Source organism: Myroides sp. DF42-4-2 (genome assembly GCF_030326445.1).
GTDB lineage: Bacteria > Bacteroidota > Bacteroidia > Flavobacteriales > Flavobacteriaceae > Flavobacterium.
Genome location: NZ_JACAKI010000003.1, coordinates 82,904 through 106,347 on the forward strand (window position 1 = coordinate 82,904; position 23,444 = coordinate 106,347).

The following is a 23,444-nucleotide window of genomic DNA, read 5'->3' on the forward strand; positions in this document are numbered from 1 at the left end:
AATTCGTTGTTTTTCAATATCTTTAGTTTTCAACTCAATTGCTTAGTATGAAATCCACTCTCTATTTATTGCTTACCAGTCTTTTGGTTTCTTGTGGAGAAAATACAAATAACTCCACTTTTCTAGTCTTTTCTAAGGACAAAGTTACGGCAGAAGTTACTCCTCAAATAACCTACATCAACCCTAGTGGGATGACGGTGCAAACACGGTATAATGTTCCTGAAAATTACACTCGAAAGACCTATAGGCACCAAGATTTTGGCTATCATTTACAGCAGTTACCGCTAAAAGACTACGGTAAAAAGGTGAAGTACTACAATGGAAAAGACAAAAACACCCCTCAGGTGTATTCTTCTGTAGTAGATTTGCCTATTGGCGCAAAAGATTTACATCAATGTGCGGATGCCGCCATGCGTTTACGAGCCGATTTTTTATACCAACAAAAGCGATACAGCGAAATTTCCTTCCACTTTAACGATGGTCAACCGCGTGCGTATACCGACTATGTCAAGGGGGATTATTCCACTCAAACGTATTGGAACTATCTGGAACACATCTTCATGTACGCCAATACGAGTTCCCTAAAACAACAACTCCAATCTGTACCAAAAAACGAAGTACAAATTGGAGATATTTTATTGCAATCTGGCACGCCTTATGGCCATGCCGTAATCGTCATTGATATGGCTGAAAATCAAGCAGGAGATCGCCTTGTATTGCTTGCTCAAAGCTATATGCCTGCACAAGAACTCCAAGTACTAGAGAATCCCTCTTCCTCTGATGGCAATCCGTGGTATCGAATAGACCATGATCGCATCATCACTCCCGAATGGGAGTTTACTTCAGCCGATTGGAAAACCTGGTGAAAGGCAAGTTAAGAACAAGCAATTTTATTCACGCGATTAGCGTGACGACCGCCTTCAAATGCGGTATTCAAAAACGTTTCAACCATAGCAATAGCCTGTTCAATAGAAGTAAAACGCGCAGGAATACTGATAACGTTTGCATCGTTGTGCAAACGCGCCAATTCAGCGATTTCTTTTGTCCAACACAACGCACAACGCACCCCTTGGTGTTTGTTCGCCGACATGGCAATTCCATTACCACTACCGCAAATAACAATTCCAAAATCCACAGTACCCTTTTCTACTGCTGTAGCGACTTGGTGTCCAAAATCCGGATAGTCCACGGAATCAAAACTATCTGTTCCATAGTTTGTTACTTCATATCCTTTGGCTTGTAAAAAATCGACAATGGCCTTTTTATACGCTGGCCCGGCATGATCATTTCCTATTGCTATTTTCATCTGTGTTGTTGTGTTATTATTCACTGACAAAGGTAAAACTTTTGCCTTTTATAATCCTAATTCTTCTACAGCTATTTGACGCATTTCCACCTTTCTAACTTTCCCTGAGATGGTCATTGGAAAAGAAGAAACGAACTTCCAATACTTAGGGATGCGATAATGGGCAATCTTCTGATCACAAAACTCACGCATGCTTTCCGCTGTTGCGGTTTTTCCTTCTTTGAGGATAATCCACGCCATAACTTCTTCCCCGTATTTTTCACTTGGTACCCCAATGACTTGCACATCGGCTACATCGGGATGGGTGTACAAGAAATCCTCTATCCACTTTGGTGAGATATTCTCTCCACCGCGAATAATCAAATCTTTTATTCGTCCGGTGATGGCTATAAATCCTTCCTCATCCATCGTCGCCAAATCTCCTGTATGCATCCATCGATTTTCATCGAGTACTTCAGCTGTTAAGGTGCGATTATTCCAATATTTCAACATGACGGAATACCCGCGTGTACACAGTTCACCTGCCTCTCCTCGAGGTACGATTCCCCCAGTTTCAGGATCGATAATTTTGATCTCCAAGTGATCTTGTACTGTTCCTACTGTGCTGACTTGTTTCTTTATATCAATGCCAATATGGGTTTGTGTGGACACAGGGGATGTTTCTGTCATCCCGTAACAAATACTGATCTCGTCCATATTCATTTCGGTTTTCACGCGTTTCATCACGTGTTCAGGACAGAGCGAACCAGCCATCACACCAGTGCGCAAAGACGACAAATCGTATTTCTTGAAATCAGCTAGTTGCAATTCAGCAATAAACATAGTCGGCACACCATAGAGCGAGGTACACTTTTCTTGTTCGACGACGGCTAGTGTTTTGGCGGGATCGAAACTATCATTGGGAATAACGATGGTAGCTCCATGAGAGGTGCAACACAAATTGCCGATAACCATACCAAAACAGTGGTAAAAAGGAACAGGAATACACACGCGATCTTGGGCACTATAGTTCAAGCGAATGCCAATAAAATAACCGTTGTTTAAGATATTGTGATGGGTCAGTGTTACCCCTTTGGGAAAACCCGTAGTTCCTGAGGTATATTGGATGTTAACTGCTTCTCCAAACTGGACGGATGCTTCTATTTCTGCTAATACTGCTGTATTTATTTTCTGGCCTTCAGCCACAAAACGATCCCATTCTTCACCAAGGAAAACCACTTCCTGTAGGGATGGGCAATCTTCGCGTACCAAGGAAATCATTTTTCGATAATCGCTTGTTCGGTAGGATTCTGCCGATATGATGGCCTTTATCTCCGATTGATTGACCGCAAATTCTAATTCATGTGCGCGATAAGCGGGATTCAAATTGACTAATATAACGCCAATTCGAGCCGTAGCATATTGCAAGAGTACCCACTCATAACAATTAGGCGCCCAAATCCCCACGCGATCTCCTTTTTCAATATTTAAAGCCAAAAGCGCTTGCGCTACTTGCCCCGTTTGTTCAAAAAATTCGCTATACGTCGCACGATAGTTCTGATGCGCACTAATTAACGCTTCATTATCTGGATATAAGGCCGTTATTTTTCTTAAATTTTCTCCTATTGTCTCTCCTAACAATGGAATATTAGATGCTCCATGCACATAAGATATTGCTTTCATTTTTCACTTTCGTTTTTTTATTGGTTTTCCTAAAATACAAAAAAAAAGGAAAGGTCTCCCTCCTTTTGCAATATCTTATCAAACTCGACAACGCTTTCTTTGTACAGTAGATTTTCCTACTGCTTCCTATCAGGAACAAACAACATCCCCCGACATTTCCTTTTAGCTACTTTGGATCAACTTCGAGTGTGCTTCGAGTGTGCTTCGACAAATTCCTATTTTATCGAAGTAAACTCTAAGAAGAGTCGAAGAACAGTTGGAGAACAAACAAGGCAAACAAGACAAAAACAAAACCAAAAGGACAGAAAAAGTGCCGTGCTTTAAGTGCTTGCTTCAGTTCTTAAACCTAGAAAAAAAGAAATAAATGCTGTATAAATGAGAAAAAAGAAATACTTTTGATCCAGTTTTCTGAATGAATTACACTTTTTTAAGGACTAAAAACAAGTAGAAATCAAGTGAAAAGACTTAGACCTCAACTGATTCTTCTTGTGTTCTTTACCGAAAAAATGAAAAACTATCGATTGATATAGTTGAGATTAGCACACTTTTTATCCCCCGTAATTCACAATAATAACACAAAAAACGACCTTTTATTCCTCAGAATAAAGAGTATTTCGTACATTTAAACAACTTTCCATGGCCAAAAGGCTGGGAAAAAAATCAAGAAAATGGCAAAAAAAATTAGACATAAAAAGAAAAAACAATTTGATTTTTCGAACAAGATTTTAAAATTTTTAGGAAAAAATCCTTCCAAATCTTTTAACTATAAACAAGTAGCTGCCCAACTCGAAGTAGTGGATACCCAAGGCAGAAATGAGATTATTAAAGAACTAAAATTCTTGCTTTCCAAAACGCTTATCGAAGAAGTTGAAGTAGGGAAGTACCGCTTTGTTCCCAAAGCGAATTACGTAGAGGGACACATAGATATGACGAGTCGAAAAACGGCATATTTGGTGAGTGAAGAACTTGAAGAGGATGTTTTCATTCCGACCAACAATTTAAACAAAGCCCTAGATGGGGATTTGGTAAAAGCCTACATTTACAACAAGCGAAAAGGCCGAAAGCCAGAAGCCGAAGTTGTTGAGGTATTAGAACGTCATCGTACGCAATTTGTTGGGGTTATCGAGATTCAGAAAAACTTTGCTTTTGTTACGACAGCCGATGCAAAAATGTACACGGATATTTTTATTCCTAAAGACAAATTTTTGGATGCTCAACCTGGAGACGTGGTATTGGTTGATTTAGAAGATTGGCCAGAAAAAGCAGATAGTCCATTTGGTAGAGTAGTCAAAGTACTGGGTAAACAAGGGGAGCACAATACGGAAATCCACGCTATTTTGGCAGAATATGGTCTTCCAAGTGAATTTCCAAAAGAGGTAGAAGAATTTGCCAACAAACTCGATACGTCGATTCAGGAAGAAGAAGTGGCAAAACGCCGCGATATGCGCGATGTTCTAACATTCACCATTGATCCAAAAGACGCTAAAGACTTTGATGATGCCCTGTCTTTCCAAATCTTAGAAAATGGAAATTACGAGATCGGGGTACATATTGCCGATGTTTCTCACTATGTACAACCGGGGACTATTTTAGATGATGAAGCCTTTCACCGTGCGACCTCGGTGTATTTAGTCGACCGAACGGTTCCTATGCTTCCCGAAGTGCTGTCCAATTTTGCTTGTTCACTTCGTCCTCATGAGGATAAATATACATTCTCTGCAGTGTTTGAACTCAATGCTAAAGGCGAGATAGTGAATGCTTGGTTTGGCCGTACAGTAACGCATTCCGATCAACGCATGGCTTATGAAGAAGCCCAATACATCATTGAAACACAAGATCGAACGGTTCCTGAAGCCATTTCCATTACGGGAGAAGCGCAAGAAATTAGCGAAGAAGTAGCCCAAGCCGTGCTAACGTTGAATCGATTGGCTATTATCTTACGTCAAAAGCGCATGAAAGCTGGTGCAATTTCCTTTGATAAAGTAGAAGTAAAATTCAACTTAAACAGCGAAAGTGAGCCTGTAGGCGTGTTCTTTAAAGAAGCCAAAGAAGCCAACCACTTGATCGAAGAATTCATGCTATTGGCGAATAGAAAAGTTTCTGAATTTATCGGCAAACAGAAAAAAACCTTTGTATACCGTATTCACGACGAGCCAGATCAAGATAAATTGTTTGGTTTACAATCCGTTATATCAAGGTTTGGTCATTCGCTAAATTTCAAATCGAGAGATACGATTTCCAAATCCTTAAATGAATTATTGAAAAATGTACAAGGTAAAAAGGAACAAAACTTAGTCGATACTTTGGCAATTAGAAGTATGAGCAAAGCTAGCTATTCAACACAGAATATCGGACACTACGGTTTGGCTTTTGATTACTATTCACACTTTACATCTCCGATTCGACGTTATCCAGACGTAATGGCACACCGTTTGTTAGAATTCTATTTACACGGTGGAAATTCAGCCAATGTAGAAGAATACGAAACCAAATGTAAACACTGTTCCGCTATGGAGAGTTTGGCAGCAAATGCAGAACGAGACAGCATCAAATACATGCAAGTGAAGTATATGCAGGACCAAAAAGACAAAGCTTTTGTAGGGGTTATTTCAGGTGTCACAGAATGGGGGATTTATGTAGAAATCATCGAAAACAAATGTGAAGGTATGGTGCGTATACGCGAGATTAAGGAAGACTATTACGTATACGATGAAAAACAATATGCATTACTTGGACAAGCAACCAACAACACGCTTCAATTAGGAGATACTGTTGTGGTATCGGTTAAGAATGCAGATTTAGTTAAAAAACAATTGGACTTTAATTATATTCAAAAATTAAACTAACATGAAAAAAATAGTAGTTCTATTTATTGCGTTATGTGGAACAATTGGCTTTGCTCAAGAGGTTAAAGAAGTAGGAGAGTTTACCAATGTCAATGTTTTTGACAAAATCGAACTGACCTTAGTTCCATCAACAGAAACTAAGATGGAGGTTTCAGGGAGCAATACAAAAGAAGTAACCTTTGTAAACAAAAATGGAAACTTGAAAATCAAAATGAATTTCAGCAGTAGTTTTCAAGGAGGAAATACGCAGGTAAAACTATACTACAAGGCGCTTGAGGAGATCGTCGCTGAAGAAGGAGCTAGTGTTGACAGCAAGGAGGTTGTTAAGGCTACAAACTTGAGAATTCACAGCAAAACAGGAGCTTCGGTGGCATTAAAAGTAGAGACAGAAAAATTAACTGTGCGAAGCTATACTGGAGGAACGATTGCCTTAACAGGAAAAACCAATACACAAGATATATTAGCCAATGCTGGAGCAAGTGTTTACAATGAAAAACTAGTGAGTAAACAGACTGAAGTAACGGTAAATGCTGGTGGTACAGCCAAAGTAAATGCCACAGATCTGGTGGATGCTAAAACTAGAGCAGGAGGAGAGGTTATCATCTTTGGAAACCCAAAACAAATCAATGAAAAAGTGGTAATGGGCGGAAGCATCAAAAAGGAGAACTAAAAGTATTTATTTTTTTCTTATTCTATTGTCATAAAAAACCGTACCTTGCCGTAGGTAATAAACATAGGTGCCAATATATCAAGTATATTGGCATTTTTAATTGTAGTAAATGATCGATGACTTAATTACAGGTGTTACCTTGGGGTTTTTCCTAAGTTTCATGATTGGTCCTGTATTTTTTATTCTTATTGAAACGAGTATTACAAGGGGAATTCGAGCGGCTCTTGCGTTTGATATGGGCGTAATTCTCGCTGATGCCCTGTTTTTCACCATTGCCTTTTTTAGTAGCTTTCGCTTGATAAATTCGATCAAAGACGATCCAGCTCTATTTATTTTCGGTGGGTTATTGATGTTGACCTATGGAATTATTTCCTTTGTCAAGCTCAAAAAAGTACAAGTTCACACCATCCAAATTGCGCCTCCTAACTTAAAAAGAGAGTACTTAAATCTCTTTGTCAAAGGATTTCTACTCAACTTTATTAATGTGGGTGTTTTGGGCTTTTGGTTGGCAATTATCATCACATTAGGCCCTAAGATGGACATGGATACTGAACGCATGTTTTTATTCTTCTCCTTCGCTATTGCTGCCTATTTTGTAACAGATGTATTCAAAATTCTTTTAGCTAAGCAATTGCGCAAGAAGCTAACAGCAGAAAATATTCTCAAGGTAAAAAAAATCAGCAGTGTTCTACTCATGATCTTTGGGCTAGTCATTATGGTTAAAGCCTTTATTCCCACATCAGATAAAGAATTAAACTTGCCAATCCCTCGATTGGAACGAAAATAGAAAAAGGATAGCTTCACGCTATCCTTTTTTAGTTTGCGATTAACTAAATAAAAAAAGCCCTAACTTTCGTTAGAGCTTTTAGTAAGTCGGGGTGGCAGGATTCGAACCTGCGACCTCCTGGTCCCAAACCAGGCGCGATGACCGGGCTACGCTACACCCCGCTTTCGGTATCGTGAGTGCAAATATACGGCAAAAATTCAATTTGTCAATAGTTTTGACTGTTTTTTTTACATAAAAAAGAATTTTACTTGTATAGTGGTGATAATTATATAGTTATGCTGAGTGGTGTGGTGAGTGGTGTGGTGAGTGGTACCTTGAAGCATAGATTCATCGCACACCGTAAACTGTAAACAAAAAAAGGATAGCATGTGCTATCCTTTTTTCTGAGGCATCGAGCGGATTCGAACCGCTGTAGACGGTTTTGCAGACCGCTTCCTAGCCACTCGGACACGATGCCGTATCCTTTAATTGGATGCAAACTTACTACTATTTTTTAAATTTAAAAACCAATTTAAATAGTTTTTTACCTCCAACAATCAGAAAACTACCTAACTCCTTGCATTTCAACAGTTACGTATTCTACATCTCCGCCGATTGGTGGATTAATTTTTGAAACAGCGACAGTTACTTTCTCCACTAGCTTAATTTCCAACAAAATTCGATCAATAATACGCTGAACAACCGTTTCTAATAATTTCGAACGCTTATCCATTTCTTCTTTGACAATTTGGTTCAATTGCACGTAATCAATAGCATTTACCAGTTCATCTGTTGCAGCAGCATCTCTAAAATTTCCTGCTGCCGTAATATCAACGCGGTATTCGGATCCTATTTTTGCCTCTTCGGGCATGCAACCGTGAAACGAAAACGTTCGAATATTATTGAGTCTAATAATCCCCATAAAAAACCTTCTTTTAGATTAAAAGATAAAAATACGATTATTTTTAGTTAGATATCGCCTTTTGTCCAGGTAAAGTACATCGAAATTGTTTAGTTTTTTGATACCTTTGTAGTTATAATATTTATATCCATGTCAACAAAAGAGAAATCATTAAATTTTATTGAGCAAATCATTGAAGAAGATTTAAAAAATGGCTTGCCAACAGAAAAACTACATTTCCGTTTTCCGCCTGAGCCTAATGGTTATTTACACGTAGGTCATGCGAGTTCTATTTGTTTAAACTTTGGATTGGGATTGAAGTACAATGCGCCAGTAAACTTGCGTTTTGACGATACGAATCCCTCAAAAGAAGAACAGGAATTTGTTGACGCAATCAAATACGATGTAGAATGGCTAGGTTATAAATGGGCAAATGAAGTGTATGCATCGGATTATTTCCAGCAACTATACGATTGGGCTGTACAGCTGATTAAAGAAGGAAAGGCCTACGTCGACAGTCAATCTTCAGAAGTTATGGCTCAACAAAAGGGAACGCCAACAATACCAGGCGTTAATAGTCCATTTCGCGATAGAAGTGTAGCAGAGAACCTCGATTTATTTGAACGCATGAAGAAAGGGGAGTTTGAAGAAGGCACCCATATTTTACGCGCCAAAATCGATATGGCTCATACTAATATGTTGATGCGTGATCCAATCATGTACCGCATCATCAACAAAGCACACCACCGCACACAGAATGATTGGTGTATTTACCCTATGTACGATTGGGCTCATGGAGAAAGTGATTATTTAGAAAGTATTTCACATTCGTTCTGTACCCTTGAATTTTTACCGCATAGAGAGCTTTATGATTGGTTTTTAGATCAAGTGGTAGAGGAAGGCAAAATTCGCCCTAAACAGCGCGAATTCGCCCGTAGAAACTTATCACATACAGTAGTGAGCAAACGAAAACTAGCGAGACTAGTAGCGGAAGGTCACGTAACAGGATGGGATGACCCGAGAATGTCAACGATTTCCGGATTGAGAAGAAGAGGATATACGCCTGCTTCAATCCGAAATTATGCAGATACCATTGGAATTGCCAAAAGAGACAACTTGATTGACGTTTCTCTATTGGAGTTTTGTGTACGCGAAGATTTGAATAAAATCGCACCCCGTGTGATGGCTGTTTTAGATCCTGTAAAATTGGTTATTACCAACTATCCAGAAGGAAAAGAAGAGTGGTTAGAGGCTGAAAACAACCCAGAGGACGAGGTAATGACATTTAGAAAAGTTCCTTTTTCAAGAGAATTATACATTGAAAGAGAAGACTTTAAAGAAGAAGCAAACAGTAAATTCTTCCGTTTAACACTAGGCAAAGAAGTACGCCTTAAAAATGCCTACATCATAAAAGGAGAAAGCGTAATCAAAGACGACGAAGGCAATATCACAGAAATTCACGTCAGCTACGATGAAGAGAGTCGCAGTGGAAGTGGAACAGAAGCGAGTAAACGCAAAGTAAAAGGAACGATTCACTGGGTTTCCATCCCCCATGCAGTAGAAGCAGAAATTCGCGTGTACGACCGCTTGTTCATCAATGAAAATCCAGATGGAAATAAAGAAGTTGACTTTTTAGAATTTATTAACCCGAATTCACTAAGCATTGTCAAGGGATATTTAGAGCCAAGCTTACAAGAAGCACAAGCAGGGGATAAATTCCAATTCCAACGCATGGGTTACTTCTGTGTTGACAAAGAAAGTAGAGCAGATCACTTGGTTTTCAACAAAACCGTAGGGCTTAGAGATACTTGGGCGAAGTTAGATCAAAATTAATTTTATTGGTAATACAGTAAAAAAAGGTGTTTTTAACGTTATATTAACGATCAAAAACGCCTTTTTTTATTAACTTTATGAGATAACCATAAAAATTAAAAAGTATGTCAGAACGTTTAGGAAGTACATTAGCCGCATTAGTGGCTGGAGCAGCAATAGGAGTGGGGATTGGAATACTTTTCGCTCCGGATGAAGGAAAGAAAACGAGAAAAAAAATTAAAAGATCGTTTGACGAGTCCAAAGATGAATTATCAGATAAAATTGATGATCTAAAAAAACAAGTGCGAAATGTTGTAAGCAGAAAGGCAGATAGCTTTGAGGACGGCATTGAAGAATTTGTCAACGCTGCAGGAAAGAAAAGAGATGAAGTGATTTCTGCATTAGAGCACAAATTAGCCGAGCTGAAAAAGCAAGGTAAAGAATTGGCTGAAAACGCAAAAAAATAATCTGTTTATATAAAATATAGCATGGCATTCCAAGAAATAAAAGACAACCTTAACGAGATAAAAGAGCATTCAGAACAATACCTCAATACGAGTATTGACTATGTTCGGCTGTGGGGGTTTAAAATTACGGCAAAAACAGCCATTATTTTTATGACAATTTTTGTCGTTGGTGTATTTCTTCTTCTCTCGCTTTTATTTTTATCTCTCTATGCCGCATTTGCCATAGGGGAGAGCGTTGGAAGTGCATCTCTTGGATTCTTATATGTCGGCTTGTTTTATTTACTCATTAGCATTCTTGTCTTTACGTGCCGAAAACAGCTTGTTGATAGACCCCTTATTAAAAAGCTTTCAGAAGCTATTTTTAATGATTAGATTTAAAATTATATGACTATGAAAAAGAGCTATTCATCTCTAGAGCAAATTAATCACGATTTACATATCTTACGCATAGAAAGGGAAATCCACTATCAAAAGATTAATCTTGCTTTGGACCAGCTGAAAGAAGAAACATCACCTGAGAAATTAATCAAGAATACCTTGGGTACTGCCGGTTCACTTTTGAAAAACTCTGGTAGCATACAAACGTTAATCGCAACGTCTATCTTTCGCTTTTTTATGCGCAGAAAATTCAAGAAATAAATAAAGAAGGTTAACGCTAAGGCGTTTAGTTAGCATATAAAAGCTAGTAGAAAAACAATTAATTGTGTATTTCTGCTAGCTTTTATTTTTTGGTGCAAAAAAAAACTTGAAGAAATTGTTCTTCAAGTTTTATAGCTTTATTGTATAGTAATACCGGCAAACTTATCATAAATCAGGTGTTTTAAGGCATTTTATGCACTATAACGAGGTTTTACTCCTCCTGCTTTTTTGAAGGCTTAGAATGCCCTGTATTTGACATTTCTGAAATCTTACCGCCTGCTGCAAAAGAAGTAACCATATTCGTTAGCATATCACTTGCTGCCGTTGGAGAATTGGGTAATAAGATCAGGTTCGATTTGGAATCAGCACCCACCGCTTGAAGGGTATCGTAATGTTGCGTAACAACAATTAAAGCCGACGCTTCTTGAGAGTTAATACCCACTTTGTTTAAAACGTCAACACTTTCCACCAAACCTTGTGCGATCTCGCGACGTTGGTCTGCAATACCTTGTCCTTGCAGACGTTTTGATTCTGCCTCTGCTTTGGCTTTGGCAACAATTCTAATTCTACTTGCTTCCGCTTCGTATTCTGCTGCCACTTTCTCACGGTCTGCAGCATTAATTCTATTCATCGCATTTTTTACTTGAATATCTGGATCAATATCCGTGATTAAAGTATTGATAATATCATATCCATAGGTCGTCATCGCTTCGTTTAATTCGCGTTTAACGGCCACGGCTATATTGTCTTTACGCTCAAATACGTCATCTAAAATCAATTTGGGTACTTCGGCACGCACCACGTCAAAAACATAAGAAGTAATTTGATCGTGTGGATACTCTAATTTGTAAAAAGCATCGTAAACCCGATCCGCAATTACTTTAAACTGAACAGAAACTTTGAGCTTGACGAAAACGTTGTCTTTGGTCTTGGTTTCGATCATCACGTCTAACTGCTGGATTCTCAAGTTAACAACACCAGAAATCCGATCAACTACTGGAATTTTTAACTGCAATCCAGAGTGTCTAATACTATTAAATTTACCAAAGCGTTCGACAATTGCTGAAGATTGCTGTTTGACTGTAAAAAAGCTTAAAAACAAGACAATTAATACAGGAACTAAAAAAATTAAAAACATAACAATTATTATTTATTCGTAGATCAAATTACAAAAAAATCTCTAGTACTAGAGATTTTTTTTATTACTGGGCGTTAAATTCTAATTCTACTTCTATTAATGCAAGCAAGGCTGGTGGTAAACCTGCAGCTAAGTCAGGAACTAAAATTGGAATTAAAGCTGCAAATTGGTCGCCTTTTGCTTTAATTACTAATTTGTCTTCGGTCAAAGTGGTTACATTTACTTTCATCTCTTGATCAAAAAGTGTAAAAGTCAACAGGTTTGTTGCCGCATTAAATGACCAGTGGGATCCTGTAGTTGATACAGCACAGCTTTCATCGTGAAAATTAAAACTCACCTGTTCTCCATCGTTAAAGACGAGGGTATCATCATCGCAATCAGGATTTTTAGGATAAGCCATAGCGATGGGATCACCCGCAGGCATAACAACATTTACGTGAACAGGGATCCAAGTTTTTCGAATAGAAGCAGCAGCTTGTTTTACTTGAACGGTGATTTCGTTACTGTCGTTATAGCCCTCTTTTTTGGCAACGACTTTATATGTACCAGCAGTGGTAAATATATAAGGATTAGCCACTTGCTTTCCGTCTACATAGATAAGACTTCCTTCAACAGTCGTTCCTCCTACTGCAACTGTAAAAGAAACTTCTTCATTTACAGCAACTGTATTTCCTTTTAAGACGGTTAGTTCAAGCGTTTTTTTTCTGTGCTGCTCTGAGCTATTATCATCGCTACTACAAGAAACTGTTCCCGTGAGTACTAGCGCTAATAGTGAAAATGATAAGACTATTTTTCTCATAAAATAAGTTATTGATTACTCTCAAATATACAACTTATTACTTACTCGATTTAAATTTTCTTAACATTAGAATGCGAATTATTTAACAAAATGAAAATAGACCTCATAGTGTTCTTTGTCTTTTATCTGTTTTAATTCGGGAATAAGAGGGATTAAATCCGCTTCCACATGGGCTAAATTAATTGACAATTCTAATTCGGTGCTAGATTTGTTCAAAAGGATCGTTTTAAGCACTCGATCATCTTGCAACTGAATGTCAAGCTCATCTAATTTATGATACCAGGTAAAAGGGATATTTTTGACTTGACCTAAGGCGTCATGCGATTGAAATACCCCAGTATAATCTTTGTGCAACCGCACTACATCGGCGTCATTGCCCAAACTGGAATACTCTTTTAGAACAAAAGCTTGACCGAGAAGTGGTCTAACAGTGATGGATTGAGGTTTCCATTCGCCTAGGAGGTGCTTTTGAATAAAATTAGTCCACTAGTTTTGTGCTCGTTCTTGGGTATTGGCTTCATCATTAGCACAAGAGGAAAATAAAAGGGTCAAGATAGTAAAGCTTGCCAATAAATTTCTCATTAAACTTCAATTAAAAAGTAAAAATACGCCTTATTATTCACAAATTCTAAAGTGTTGGAACAAAATAAAAGAGAGCTTTTAGGGCTCTCTTTTATACTTATATGGTTGCAATTGCTTGCTTGATTCTCTTTCGTGTTTCTTCTTTGCCAATTAGTTCGATGATTTGAAATAAGTCTGGACCTTTAAGAGCTCCTACGACACAAACGCGCAGCGGTTGCATCACTTTTCCCATTCCAATGCCTTGATCGTTGATCCACGCTTTTACCACCGTTTCAATTGTAGTTGCATCAAACGTATCTATTCCCTGCATAACATCAGCTACTTGTTGCATAATGGTTGCCGTATCCTCTTTCCAGTTTTTCAGTGCTTTTGGATCGTAAGCCGTTGGTGCTTGGAAAAAGAAATCACTCAATTCAAAAAAGTCAGAAACAAAAGTTGCACGTTCTTTGATTAGTCCAACAACTTGTTCTACATAAGCGTCTGTTGCATCAATTCCCTTTTCATTCAAAATCACCTGAAACGCTTGGGCTAAATCTGCGTCTTTTTGCAATTTTAAATAGTGCTGGTTGAACCATTTGTTCTTTTCTGGATCAAACTTAGCCCCTGCTTTGTGCACGCGACTTAAGTCGAATTTAGCCACCAATTCTTCTAGTGAAAAGATTTCTTGATCGGTTCCGTCATTCCACCCCAAAAGGGCTAAAAAGTTTAGTACCGTTTCTGGATAGAATCCTTTTTCGCGATAACCCGATGATTTTTCACCTGAAACAGGATCTTGCCAATCGAGTGGAAACACAGGGAATCCCAATTTATCTCCATCTCTTTTAGACAATTTTCCGTTCCCCACAGGTTTTAAAATTAACGGTAAATGTGCAAATTTAGGAGCTTCCCATCCAAATGCTTTATATAACAATTCATGTAAGGGCATAGAAGGTAACCACTCTTCACCTCGAATAACGTGAGATGTTTCCATTAAATGATCATCTACGATATTAGCTAGGTGATAGGTAGGCATTCCGTCGCTTTTAAACAACACTTTATCATCTAATAAATTCGTTTCGAATTTAATATCACCTCGAATAATATCATTCAAAAATAGGGTTTCACCAACTGGTGTTTTGAAGCGAATAACATAAGGTACATCATCAGCAATCAACTGATCTACTTCTTCTTTTGACAACTTTAGCGAGGTTTTCAAAACTTCTCTATTGCTGTGATTATAAATAAATGTTTGCCCCGCTTCTTCCGCTTTTTTGCGCAATTCATCTAATTCTTCTGCTGTATCAAATGCATAATAGGCCCATCCTGTTTCAATTAATTGATCGGCATATTGTTTGTATAAAGCTTTGCGTTCACTTTGTCTATAAGGTCCAAACTTTTCGTTTTTTCCAATGGTTTCGTCTGGAGCAATTCCCAACCATTCCAATGCTTCAAGAATGTAGGCTTCTGCTCCTGGAACAAATCTATTTTGATCTGTGTCTTCAATTCTCACATAAAAGACACCCTTATTTTGTTTAGCAAATAAATAATTAAATAATGCAGTTCTAACACCACCAATGTGTAAAGGTCCTGTAGGACTAGGTGCAAAACGCACGCGAACTTGATTAGCCATTTTGATTCATTATATTTTTACAAAGATAGTACAACTATCGTTTTTATAAAGTTGTAATACCTTTAAAATCATTTATAAAGTAAAATTCTACTATTTTCGGTTTTACTGCACTCGTTTATCAATAAATGCAATAGGTTTTCTGCTTAGAGCATTAAATACAATAGGCTGTAAAATGGCGATCTCTTCAAATACGATCTGGGGTGTTACTCTTAATTTAGCGCGAAAGGCATCTTTAATTTGCTTCATATACTCTTGAGAAGTATCGTCGCTCACTAAACGAATGACAATTTCATCGGTTCCAATATCGTTAGTTTGAACCTCTACCAAATGCATTTGAATGGAAGTAAATGCATTTAGGATATCGTGAATTGCTGGGGGATAAAAAGTAGTTCCCTTGTATTTTATCATGTGTTTTTTGCGTCCTTCAACGGGACCTATTCGGTAGGTATTTCGACCACATGGACAAGGATCATCATGTTTTCTCACCATGTCACCTGTTTTAAAGCGCACCAAAGGTATACCTTGAACACCTAGCGTTGTAATAACGAGTTCCCCTAGCTCACCTGGGGAAACAGGTTTATTCTCTTGATCGACAACTTCAGTAAGGATCAATTCGGGAATTACATGTCCCCCTTGATGGTACTCACATTCTGTAAAAGCGGCTCCCATTTCTGTTGAGGCATAGGTTGAGAATAAGGCTAAAGGCCATTTATCCAAAATTCGGTTGGCTAAAATACTCGGTTGTAAATCCGCAGTACGCAAAGCCTCTCCAATGCAAATCACCCCTTGAACACTACTATTTTTGTAATCAATTCCGGCTTTTTCGGCATAATCGATCAGTTTTAGCAAGAAAGAAGGTACGCCAATGAGGTATTTGGGTTTGTATTTTAAGATCGAATCCCATTGTAATTGGGGAATTCCAGCGCCAACACGAATAACTCCAGCACCTAACTTACGCAACCCTAAAAAATAGGCTAATCCCGCCATAAATCGACGATCTATAGTGGTCATTAGCTGTACGATATCTCCTTTTTGAATACCAGCAATAGTAAATGACGTCGCTTCGTTAAAAGCTAGACGGTCCAAATCACTATCCGTCAATCCGAAGGTTACTGGATCTCCTAATGTACCTGATGTGGTCGCATAGTCGATAATTTGTCCTTTGTCGACACAAAAGAAATCATCGTTGTTTCGCTGCAAATCATCTTTAGTAACCAAGGGCAACAAGGGCAGGTCTTCCAGGGTTTGTATAGCTGAAATATCGACTTGTTGTGCTTGATACAGTTGCTTGTAATAGGGGGAATGTTGGGTGACATAGTGCAACACTTCCCTGAGTTTTTGTTCTTGAAAATGTTTTATTTCCTCAACTGATCGGTCCATTACTGACGAATTTAGTTCCATTTTCTATTTATTTTTTTGAGGTATTTCATTATTTCTCGTTCGGCATTTAGGGTGGTCACTTCTTTGGTCAATGCCAATTCAAAAGCTTCCTTTGCCAATTGATATTGTTTTTGGTTGTAATAATACAGACCTGTACGGTAATACACCAGCCAATACTCCGGGTTCAATTGTTGATACGCCTGAAGTCTTGCGGTATCGATTTTCTCTTTATTTTTAATTTGATGTTCTATCCAGCGGTTTTGTATTCGAAATGCTTCATAATCTGCAAAAGCTTTTGTATGAATAAAAGGGTCTTCAGGGAGCGTTAAGCTATCGATAGCATAGGATTTGGCTTCTTCAAAGGTATTGGAAAAAATGGCATTGAGATCATAGGCTACAAAAGCACCTAATTGATAGGGATTTGAAGATACCCACACCAAGCGTTTCTCTGGTTGAAAGATAATGCCGTGATGGGCGAGGAGTTGGTTTAACGCTTTTTCATTGCCATAACCTATTTCTTTGTTGTTTAATCCTTGTGTATTGCGCAATAGTTGCGCCATTTTTAGCGGTGATAATTGGTGTTCCTCTTCCACGATTTCCTTTATTTTATCCCAGCGGTATTGGGAATGGCTTTCTTCTATTTGTTTGAGGTTTCGCTTATCCTTGGCAAAAGCATCGCTTTGGAAGTGATTGGAACATATAACTGCAGACACATTAGGCATGTCATAGACCCCAAAATTTTTAGGCCCTATTTCAATAATAACAGCCTTTTTATCGTGGGCGCTTCCTACTAAAATAGACTCTGAGACAAAAACTTCTTTTTGCTGGGCCATGGCGATTGCTTCCTCAATAGTTGAGGCATATTGCAAGATTTCACGGGCAACAATGGAAATAGGTGTTTTAGCCTTGAGGGGAACTGCAGATTTACCTGCATTAAGTGTTACCGTTAATCCTGCTAGGTTCATCCCTGATACTACACCAGTCATGCCCCCCCAAGTGACCGACATAAATGCATGACCTTGGTCGGGTTTGACAAAAGCTATAATTTTATTTTCTGCAAATTCATCTCCTGCGTAGAAATCGAAATTGCGTCCGATGAGCAAGCCCCCATCCTCCGTATGTTCTCCCCAAACGGCTAGAGAAGAGCAACCTACTAATGCTAAATCCTGAAAGGCATGTCCGATATCGTGTGCCCCGTGTAAGTACAAATTTCGATGATAGGCATCACCTAAATACGCAAATTGATCTGTTGCATACTGGGACAGTCCATAAATTTCAGTTTTAAACTCTGCTGGAATATAGCGGTAGAGGTGTCGGTTATAAAATTTCAGCATTTTGACCAACATATTTTGTTTAAATCTCGATGGAACAAACTCTTCTACTTTAGCAAAAAAGACGGTTTCTTGTTTTTGATATAATTGCTGGGTTAAGGCCCCGGTTTTCAATCCAATTTGGTAGGGATCTCCAGTGACATAAAGCTCCCATAGTTTTTGTTTGTTTTGATAGAGGTAAGCCTGATCCGTAATTTTTAGGGTATCCGTGTTATAAGACAATTGAGGGACAAGCGTATCGTATTGTTCAAGAGACGGCAGCTCTCGGAGTCCTTTCTTAATACCACAACTGGCTAGCAAGAAGGCGAGTAGCAGTAATGGTAGTATCTTATGCTTGTGTTGTGTCATTACAGTATTGATTTAGTTTCTGCATTAAACCTTCTTTGTCAATCATTTCCATACAGGTTACAAAAGCTCCAATAGTCACTCCCATAATTCCGTGCATACGTACGTTTTGTCCACTAAAAAACAAATTGCCGATTTTGGAACGTGGGGAGATAAACGTTTTCATCGGGCTATTGGCATCTTTGATGAAACCGTACATATTTCCTTTTTCCGAACCGATAAAGTCGCGATACGTCAAGGGAGTAGAAGTATACATTCCTTGAATGGACTCACGAATCCCGGGATACACTTCTTCGAGCCTTTGGAGGAGTAACTCCGCTTTTTCAGCTTTGAATTGCTCATAGGCTTCGTTTCGCTGTTCTAGGGATTTGATAGTAGATACGTTGTGGGTATGTTCCCAAGGCTCTACTTCTGAAAAGTCCATATAGGTCATTGCCGTCATGCTTTCTGCATAAGTTTGTTCGGTTTTATTGACGTTCATGGAGGTTACCAGTAGGTTGGGCCAACTCGAATTACACTTTCCGTTTGTATCCCATATATCTGCTGGGCTATTATAGTGATAAATATTGTTGTTTTGATAGGGAAAACAGTCCTTTTTAAAGACAATATACAGGGAAAAAACAGAGGTTACCTCTTCCAAACTCATGATTCGTTTTACAAATGGTTTGGAAAAATGGTTGGGTCCCACCATTCGAATCGTTTGTTTTAAATTGATATTGGAAATGAATTGTTCGCCTACAAAGCGTTTACCCGTTTTGGTTTGACAGCTCGTAATTCTATCCCCATCAAAATTTAAGCTCGTTACTTCTGTATTTTTATAGACTTCACCGCCGTATTTTTTTATTTCAGCTAGGAGTGATTTACTGATTTGACTGCCTCCATTGATGCAACGCCAAGCACTTTGAATATAAGAATTTACCGTTAGGGCATGAACATAGAGAGGCGTTTTTTCTTTGTTGGCCACATAGAGAAAATTAGAGCCTATTAAGACGGCTTTTAAGCGTTGATTAGTTGTGATTTCATCTAAGAAATCGCACAATCGGTAGGAGACAATTTGGTCATTATACCCTTTTCCCAAGGCTAAATTATACATGGGAAAGCTGTCGCAAATGTCTTTAATTTTGTCAATGTATTGACGCAAAGCCTTTTCTTCTTCAGGGAAATAGACCAATAATTGCTGTACAAAGTTTTCGTATCCTTGACCATGCGGATAGCGAATTCCCTCATCTCCAAAAGAAATCATATCATAGCCATTGAGATCCATTCGCTTCAACTGCAGCTTATCCATAATGCCCAAGTACGAAAAATACTTGTATAGGTTTTGTCCTTCTTCCAAACCTCCAATATAGTGTACACCGGTATCAAAAATAGATTTCTGTCTAGAGAAAGTCTGCAAATTGCCTCCGTATTGGTTATTTTTTTCCAAAACGCATACTTTCTTGCCTTCTTTAGCAAGAATAACAGCAGAAGCTAGTCCTCCGATTCCACTTCCAATAATGACTACATCATATTTATTCTCCATCCTGTCTAATATTCCAGACAACAGTAAAGTCGTCTTCGCTAATTTTTTCAAATCCCTCGAATTCCTTCAACTGAACTCCTGATTTTTTGAGCAGGACGATCGTTCGATAATGGGAGTAGAAGGCAGGAGTAAGGCAGGTATTTGCACTACTCACTAAAAGCGTATCGCAATTTTCCTGTACTTCCAATGTATCGAGGTAGTTAATTTTCCTTTTCTTTACGATATATAGCGTATTGGCAATGGCACGTTGTTCTTGATCTGGGATATAGCAGTAAATTTTTCGCTTGCTTTGTTGCAAGGTCAACAGCATATTCAATTGTCCATAATCATCAGCCATATGATGAATCACAGCATCATCATTCACCTGTTTATTCAGTTCATAATAAAAAGTACGGTACTGTGTATAGTCCGCCTTAACCGCCTTAACCACAGCTGGAAATTTGTATAAATAAGCCCAGAACAGCTTTTTCTTAAAATAATCTACGCTTTCTAACTCGGATCTAATATGGGCGAATTCGGTTTTAAAATGCTTGCTAATTGCTTTTGTACGCTGCGCATAGGTTTTGCCGAAAGACGCATCTTGATGAGCAATTCGCTTACCTATTGTCGCTATGATATGACCGTCATAGATGATGTAATCTCCTTTTGGAATGGTTTCAGAATTGCCGTGAATATAAACGGGAACCACATCTAATTGCAGGGTTTCTGCCAAGTAAAAAGCGCCTTTGTGAAAGCGTTGTACTTGGTTGGAATACGAACGAGTGCCCTCGGGAAAGATCATTAAGGAAAACCCCATTTCTACTCTTTGCTGAAGGTGTTCAATACTGTTGTCAACCCCTTCGGAAACGCGATAAAAACCAGCCGATTGTATGGCTTTGCCAAAGATTGGCGATTTATATACCCAATCATTGACTAGATACACAATATTGGGGTACACCATTCCCATGACAAGAGAATCCAAAAAAGAGGTGTGATTGGCAATGATAATGGCAGGTTTTTCAAAAGTTTCTCCGTGTGGATTGCGCACTTTCTTGCGCACAAATGCATTCAAATAGAGCACAGAAGTCATATACCAACGCATTCCCTTGCTAAACAAACGCAATTTAGTTTGCTGTTTTCCAGGGGCAATAGTAAGAAATAACTTAGATAGAAGCGAATACAAAAAGCCAAAAACACCAAAGTACAAGAAAGACAGCATACTGTGCAACAACAAGCGCAACGTAATGGGTGAATTTCCTTTTTGTTGCCTGCGTATGAAACAAATTTTGAACAGTCGTGGATAAATCACAAAAGCAGTAATTGCCGCCACACTCATTCCAATGATAGAAACCAACGAGATGGATTTCAATGCGGGATGTTTGGCAAATATCAACGTACCCACAGCTAATAAAGTAGTCAGTACTGCTAAAATAATAGACGCCCTATACGTTGGCATACTATCTTTTCCTGTGGTGTATTCTCTTTGTAGGGCATTGGTCATAAAAATGGTAAAATCTACGCCTTGTCCAAAAATAATGGTACATACAATCGTACTAAATATATTGAACTCAATGTGAAATAACCCCATTAAACCTGCTGTGATTAACCCAGTAACCACAATGGGAACCATTGAGACAAGGACCATTTCAATTCTCCTAAAGAACAGCCATAAAATAGCAAATACAGCTAAAAAAGAATAGTTGACTAAGTCGTTAAAATCATGGACAATATTACCTAAAAAGGTTTCGTTCATTTCTTTTCTGTCAATCACGATAAAATGATTGGAAGAAGGAAACTGCTTTAGAAAAGCCTGCCTGTTTTCTTCGGGTAATTTGACCACTGTACTCAGCGTATAGTGTCCCTTTTTTTCGATTAAGAACTCGTCAATAATCTCTGGATTTAAGGCTGAATATTCTTTTATACTAATAGGTTCAAAGGCCGTATTCAACAAGGTAAAAAAGGGCTGATAAGCTGTTTGGTTAAACCCGTATTTTGCCCCTTCATATTTGAGTTTTGTGATAAAAGCGTTGACATTCTTTTTTGCCCAGAAATTCTCCCATTGGGCAATTTTATTGCGTTGCTGTTGAGTGGACAATACAAAATCACCCAAAGAACTAAAATGTAGAATAGTTCCACTCTCTTTCGCAAGTTCTAATTGCTTGGCTAGGGCTACATTTTGTTCTACTACTTGTTCAATATCCTCTCCAAAACAAGTTAAATAAAGTGATTTCGACCCACTATCAACTGTAGATTCTAATTTTTGCTCTGCTTTTTTTAGTTCTTCAGGAAAGTAATTTAACGAGGATAAATCGCTATTAAACTTGACATTTTTGAACGTAAAAAGACTGATCATAACAACTAAACCACACACGCCTAAAAGTACTTTACTTTGATCAAAAGGAAAGTGTGAGATTTTATCTAGCAGCGTATTCGACTGATTGAGTTTATCCTTCGCTGAAGGAGTATAGAGATGAGGTACTAGTAAAAGGGATAGTATTCCTGCTCCTAATACGGTTATAGAGGCAAAAATACCCAAATCTCTCAATGCTTCTGAGTGCACAAAGACCAGGCATAAAAACGCAATAGCTGTTGTGGAAGCACTCATGATAATTGGGTTTGTAATTTCTTGATAGAGCTGTTTGATATCATTACAATGTTTATAATGTGTCATGATATGCAGGGCATAATCAATAGTTATTCCAATTAATATCGCACCAATGCTCAATGAGATTGCTGAGATGGAATCAGTCATAAAATAAAGAAAAAACAAAGCCATTAACGCACTGATAAACGTGGGAATAAAGAGAATAATGGGAATGGTAATTCTTCGGTAAAAAGCGATGAGCAAAATCATCAGAATGGTGACCGAAACAGCTACTGTTTGCTGAATATCGCTTTTGATTTGGGTTGCATTGGCAACAGCTACAAAAGAGGTGCCAAAATAATCTAAGGATACGTGTTCTTGCTTGTGGTTAAACTCCTCTTTTACCCCGTTTAGAAAGCGGATAAAATCGGTATTATGTGCGGTATCACTTCCACTGTAAACAGGATCGATAAACAACAACAATTTATCTTCTTCTCGGTTGAATAAAAAGCCATCTATCAATTGAAAACCGTCGCCAATATTGAGTTTTTGCAATTTCTTTAGCGCGATAAAGCCGATGCCAAAGGGATCTTTTTGAATGAATTGTTTGGCCACTAAGCTCGTTGGAGATACTAAGGTTTTATAATTTGCCTCCACTGTTTGAGCTATACTATCAAGCTGTATTTTTTGGTCGAGTAGGTCGTAATCTGCTTCATCCAAGAACAAGGGCAGATTTTGATAAACAAACGCGATGGTTTCATTTATGTTTTCGTCTTCTATTTTACCTTGAATATGCTTAATATAACCTTCTTTAGTCGCTAAAGTGTCGAGCAAATTAGAGGCGAATTCGACCATATCATCCGTTGTTCCCTCCTTTTGTTTTTCGATGATCAGGGTAATCTTATCCGAAAAGCGCAACTGTTCTAATACTTTGGCTGTTGCATTGGATTTTTCACTTTTAGGCAAAATGCGGGTAATATCTTCTTCAAACTTAATATTCCAAGCCCCAAAAGACATAAAGCCAATAAACAACACAATACAGCCGAAAAATAGTATTTTATTTTTCTCTCCCCATTGGTATATTTTATAAAACCACTTTGCCATTT

Annotated in this window: 19 protein-coding genes and 2 tRNA genes; 8 read left to right on the top strand and 13 right to left on the bottom strand. The window is 38.2% G+C overall.

The window, feature by feature from the left end; all coding sequences use genetic code 11:
- Window positions 1–47 precede the first annotated feature (47 nt).
- Entirely contained in the window at window positions 48–866 is an 819-nt protein-coding gene (locus tag HX062_RS04310; protein ID WP_286466533.1) for a DUF4846 domain-containing protein, read from the top strand.
- An 8-nt stretch (window positions 867–874) separates the two neighbouring features.
- Here the strand turns inward: HX062_RS04310 and rpiB are convergent, their stop codons facing one another.
- Both rpiB and HX062_RS04320 read right to left on the bottom strand, forming a co-directional pair.
- A complete protein-coding gene (gene rpiB / locus HX062_RS04315) occupies window positions 875–1,306 on the bottom strand; it encodes a ribose 5-phosphate isomerase B (RefSeq protein WP_182628383.1) in 432 nt (143 codons plus the stop codon).
- A 48-nt stretch (window positions 1,307–1,354) separates the two neighbouring features.
- Complete coding sequence (locus HX062_RS04320; RefSeq protein WP_286466535.1) at window positions 1,355–2,968, bottom strand: AMP-binding protein; 1,614 nt, start codon at window positions 2,966–2,968, stop codon at window positions 1,355–1,357.
- A gap of 668 nt (window positions 2,969–3,636) precedes the next feature.
- Here HX062_RS04320 and rnr point away from each other — a divergent pair.
- The 3 genes from rnr to HX062_RS04335 all read left to right on the top strand — a co-directional run bounded on the left by rnr (window position 3,637) and on the right by HX062_RS04335 (window position 7,271).
- A complete protein-coding gene (rnr, locus tag HX062_RS04325; RefSeq protein WP_286466537.1) occupies window positions 3,637–5,814 on the top strand; it encodes a ribonuclease R in 2,178 nt (725 codons plus the stop codon).
- 1 nt (window position 5,815) lies between these two features.
- Window positions 5,816–6,484, top strand: coding sequence for a head GIN domain-containing protein (locus HX062_RS04330; RefSeq protein ID WP_286466538.1), 669 nt, complete (start codon window positions 5,816–5,818; stop codon window positions 6,482–6,484).
- Window positions 6,485–6,593: 109 nt separating this feature from the next.
- Window positions 6,594–7,271: a LysE family translocator gene (locus tag HX062_RS04335; protein ID WP_182628387.1), complete on the top strand. Its 678-nt coding sequence runs from the start codon at window positions 6,594–6,596 to the stop codon at window positions 7,269–7,271.
- An 86-nt stretch (window positions 7,272–7,357) separates the two neighbouring features.
- On the opposite strand, the gene HX062_RS04340 is transcribed toward HX062_RS04335, so the two are convergent.
- The 3 genes from HX062_RS04340 to folB form a co-directional block, all read right to left on the bottom strand.
- Window positions 7,358–7,432: transfer RNA gene (locus HX062_RS04340), tRNA-Pro, on the bottom strand.
- Window positions 7,433–7,657: 225 nt separating this feature from the next.
- Window positions 7,658–7,728: transfer RNA gene (locus HX062_RS04345), tRNA-Cys, on the bottom strand.
- An 87-nt stretch (window positions 7,729–7,815) separates the two neighbouring features.
- Complete coding sequence (gene folB, locus HX062_RS04350; RefSeq protein WP_182626069.1) at window positions 7,816–8,172, bottom strand: dihydroneopterin aldolase; 357 nt, start codon at window positions 8,170–8,172, stop codon at window positions 7,816–7,818.
- A gap of 129 nt (window positions 8,173–8,301) precedes the next feature.
- On the opposite strand from folB, the gene HX062_RS04355 reads away from it, so the two are divergent.
- From HX062_RS04355 to HX062_RS04370, 4 genes are all read left to right on the top strand, one after another.
- Window positions 8,302–9,984, top strand: coding sequence for a glutamine--tRNA ligase/YqeY domain fusion protein (locus HX062_RS04355; RefSeq protein ID WP_286466539.1), 1,683 nt, complete (start codon window positions 8,302–8,304; stop codon window positions 9,982–9,984).
- A 104-nt stretch (window positions 9,985–10,088) separates the two neighbouring features.
- Window positions 10,089–10,430: a YtxH domain-containing protein gene (locus HX062_RS04360; protein ID WP_182626067.1), complete on the top strand. Its 342-nt coding sequence runs from the start codon at window positions 10,089–10,091 to the stop codon at window positions 10,428–10,430.
- A gap of 21 nt (window positions 10,431–10,451) precedes the next feature.
- On the top strand, window positions 10,452–10,802 hold the full coding sequence (locus HX062_RS04365; protein WP_182626066.1) for a hypothetical protein: 351 nt from the start codon (window positions 10,452–10,454) through the stop codon (window positions 10,800–10,802).
- Between the two features lie 18 nt (window positions 10,803–10,820).
- On the top strand, window positions 10,821–11,069 hold the full coding sequence (locus tag HX062_RS04370) for a DUF6327 family protein (RefSeq protein ID WP_182626065.1): 249 nt from the start codon (window positions 10,821–10,823) through the stop codon (window positions 11,067–11,069).
- A gap of 211 nt (window positions 11,070–11,280) precedes the next feature.
- Here HX062_RS04370 and HX062_RS04375 read toward each other — a convergent pair whose 3' ends face one another.
- The 8 genes from HX062_RS04375 to HX062_RS04410 all read right to left on the bottom strand — a co-directional run bounded on the left by HX062_RS04375 (window position 11,281) and on the right by HX062_RS04410 (window position 23,442).
- Window positions 11,281–12,207, bottom strand: coding sequence for an SPFH domain-containing protein (locus HX062_RS04375; protein ID WP_182626064.1), 927 nt, complete (start codon window positions 12,205–12,207; stop codon window positions 11,281–11,283).
- A gap of 64 nt (window positions 12,208–12,271) precedes the next feature.
- Window positions 12,272–13,006 carry a lipocalin family protein gene (locus tag HX062_RS04380; RefSeq protein WP_286466540.1) on the bottom strand — a complete coding sequence of 245 codons (735 nt, stop codon included), beginning with the start codon at window positions 13,004–13,006 and terminating at the stop codon, window positions 12,272–12,274.
- A 78-nt stretch (window positions 13,007–13,084) separates the two neighbouring features.
- A complete protein-coding gene (locus HX062_RS04385) occupies window positions 13,085–13,387 on the bottom strand; it encodes a hypothetical protein (RefSeq protein WP_286466541.1) in 303 nt (100 codons plus the stop codon).
- A 298-nt stretch (window positions 13,388–13,685) separates the two neighbouring features.
- A complete protein-coding gene (gene gltX, locus HX062_RS04390) occupies window positions 13,686–15,197 on the bottom strand; it encodes a glutamate--tRNA ligase (protein WP_286466543.1) in 1,512 nt (503 codons plus the stop codon).
- A gap of 102 nt (window positions 15,198–15,299) precedes the next feature.
- Window positions 15,300–16,598 (bottom strand): flexirubin biosynthesis putative acyl-CoA ligase FlxY, encoded by a 1,299-nt coding sequence (flxY, locus tag HX062_RS04395; RefSeq protein WP_286466544.1) that lies wholly within the window; start codon window positions 16,596–16,598, stop codon window positions 15,300–15,302.
- Entirely contained in the window at window positions 16,589–18,256 is a 1,668-nt protein-coding gene (locus tag HX062_RS04400) for a C45 family autoproteolytic acyltransferase/hydrolase (protein WP_286466545.1), read from the bottom strand. The genes flxY and HX062_RS04400 overlap by 10 nt, the downstream gene beginning before the upstream one ends.
- The gene (locus HX062_RS04405; RefSeq protein ID WP_286466546.1) at window positions 18,237–19,775 is read right to left on the bottom strand and encodes a phytoene desaturase family protein; all 1,539 of its coding nucleotides are present in this window, start codon (window positions 19,773–19,775) and stop codon (window positions 18,237–18,239) included. The genes HX062_RS04400 and HX062_RS04405 overlap by 20 nt, the downstream gene beginning before the upstream one ends.
- The gene (locus HX062_RS04410) at window positions 19,765–23,442 is read right to left on the bottom strand and encodes a 1-acyl-sn-glycerol-3-phosphate acyltransferase (protein WP_286466547.1); all 3,678 of its coding nucleotides are present in this window, start codon (window positions 23,440–23,442) and stop codon (window positions 19,765–19,767) included. Before HX062_RS04410 ends, HX062_RS04405 begins: the two co-directional genes overlap by 11 nt.
- Between the last annotated feature and the right edge of the window lie 2 nt (window positions 23,443–23,444).

What these genes read in the sequence shown, in the direction of transcription:
- HX062_RS04310 (WP_286466533.1), top strand. Translation starts at nt 48, where the DNA reads ATGAAATCCACTCTCTATTTATTGCTTACCAGTCTTTTGGTTTCTTGT.
- rpiB (WP_182628383.1), bottom strand. Translation starts at nt 1,306, where the DNA reads ATGAAAATAGCAATAGGAAATGATCATGCCGGGCCAGCGTATAAAAAG.
- HX062_RS04320 (WP_286466535.1), bottom strand. Translation starts at nt 2,968, where the DNA reads ATGAAAGCAATATCTTATGTGCATGGAGCATCTAATATTCCATTGTTA.
- rnr (WP_286466537.1), top strand. Translation starts at nt 3,637, where the DNA reads ATGGCAAAAAAAATTAGACATAAAAAGAAAAAACAATTTGATTTTTCG.
- HX062_RS04330 (WP_286466538.1), top strand. Translation starts at nt 5,816, where the DNA reads ATGAAAAAAATAGTAGTTCTATTTATTGCGTTATGTGGAACAATTGGC.
- HX062_RS04335 (WP_182628387.1), top strand. Translation starts at nt 6,594, where the DNA reads ATGATCGATGACTTAATTACAGGTGTTACCTTGGGGTTTTTCCTAAGT.
- folB (WP_182626069.1), bottom strand. Translation starts at nt 8,172, where the DNA reads ATGGGGATTATTAGACTCAATAATATTCGAACGTTTTCGTTTCACGGT.
- HX062_RS04355 (WP_286466539.1), top strand. Translation starts at nt 8,302, where the DNA reads ATGTCAACAAAAGAGAAATCATTAAATTTTATTGAGCAAATCATTGAA.
- HX062_RS04360 (WP_182626067.1), top strand. Translation starts at nt 10,089, where the DNA reads ATGTCAGAACGTTTAGGAAGTACATTAGCCGCATTAGTGGCTGGAGCA.
- HX062_RS04365 (WP_182626066.1), top strand. Translation starts at nt 10,452, where the DNA reads ATGGCATTCCAAGAAATAAAAGACAACCTTAACGAGATAAAAGAGCAT.
- HX062_RS04370 (WP_182626065.1), top strand. Translation starts at nt 10,821, where the DNA reads ATGAAAAAGAGCTATTCATCTCTAGAGCAAATTAATCACGATTTACAT.
- HX062_RS04375 (WP_182626064.1), bottom strand. Translation starts at nt 12,207, where the DNA reads ATGTTTTTAATTTTTTTAGTTCCTGTATTAATTGTCTTGTTTTTAAGC.
- HX062_RS04380 (WP_286466540.1), bottom strand. Translation starts at nt 13,006, where the DNA reads ATGAGAAAAATAGTCTTATCATTTTCACTATTAGCGCTAGTACTCACG.
- gltX (WP_286466543.1), bottom strand. Translation starts at nt 15,197, where the DNA reads ATGGCTAATCAAGTTCGCGTGCGTTTTGCACCTAGTCCTACAGGACCT.
- flxY (WP_286466544.1), bottom strand. Translation starts at nt 16,598, where the DNA reads ATGGAACTAAATTCGTCAGTAATGGACCGATCAGTTGAGGAAATAAAA.
- HX062_RS04400 (WP_286466545.1), bottom strand. Translation starts at nt 18,256, where the DNA reads ATGACACAACACAAGCATAAGATACTACCATTACTGCTACTCGCCTTC.
- HX062_RS04405 (WP_286466546.1), bottom strand. Translation starts at nt 19,775, where the DNA reads ATGGAGAATAAATATGATGTAGTCATTATTGGAAGTGGAATCGGAGGA.
- HX062_RS04410 (WP_286466547.1), bottom strand. Translation starts at nt 23,442, where the DNA reads ATGGCAAAGTGGTTTTATAAAATATACCAATGGGGAGAGAAAAATAAA.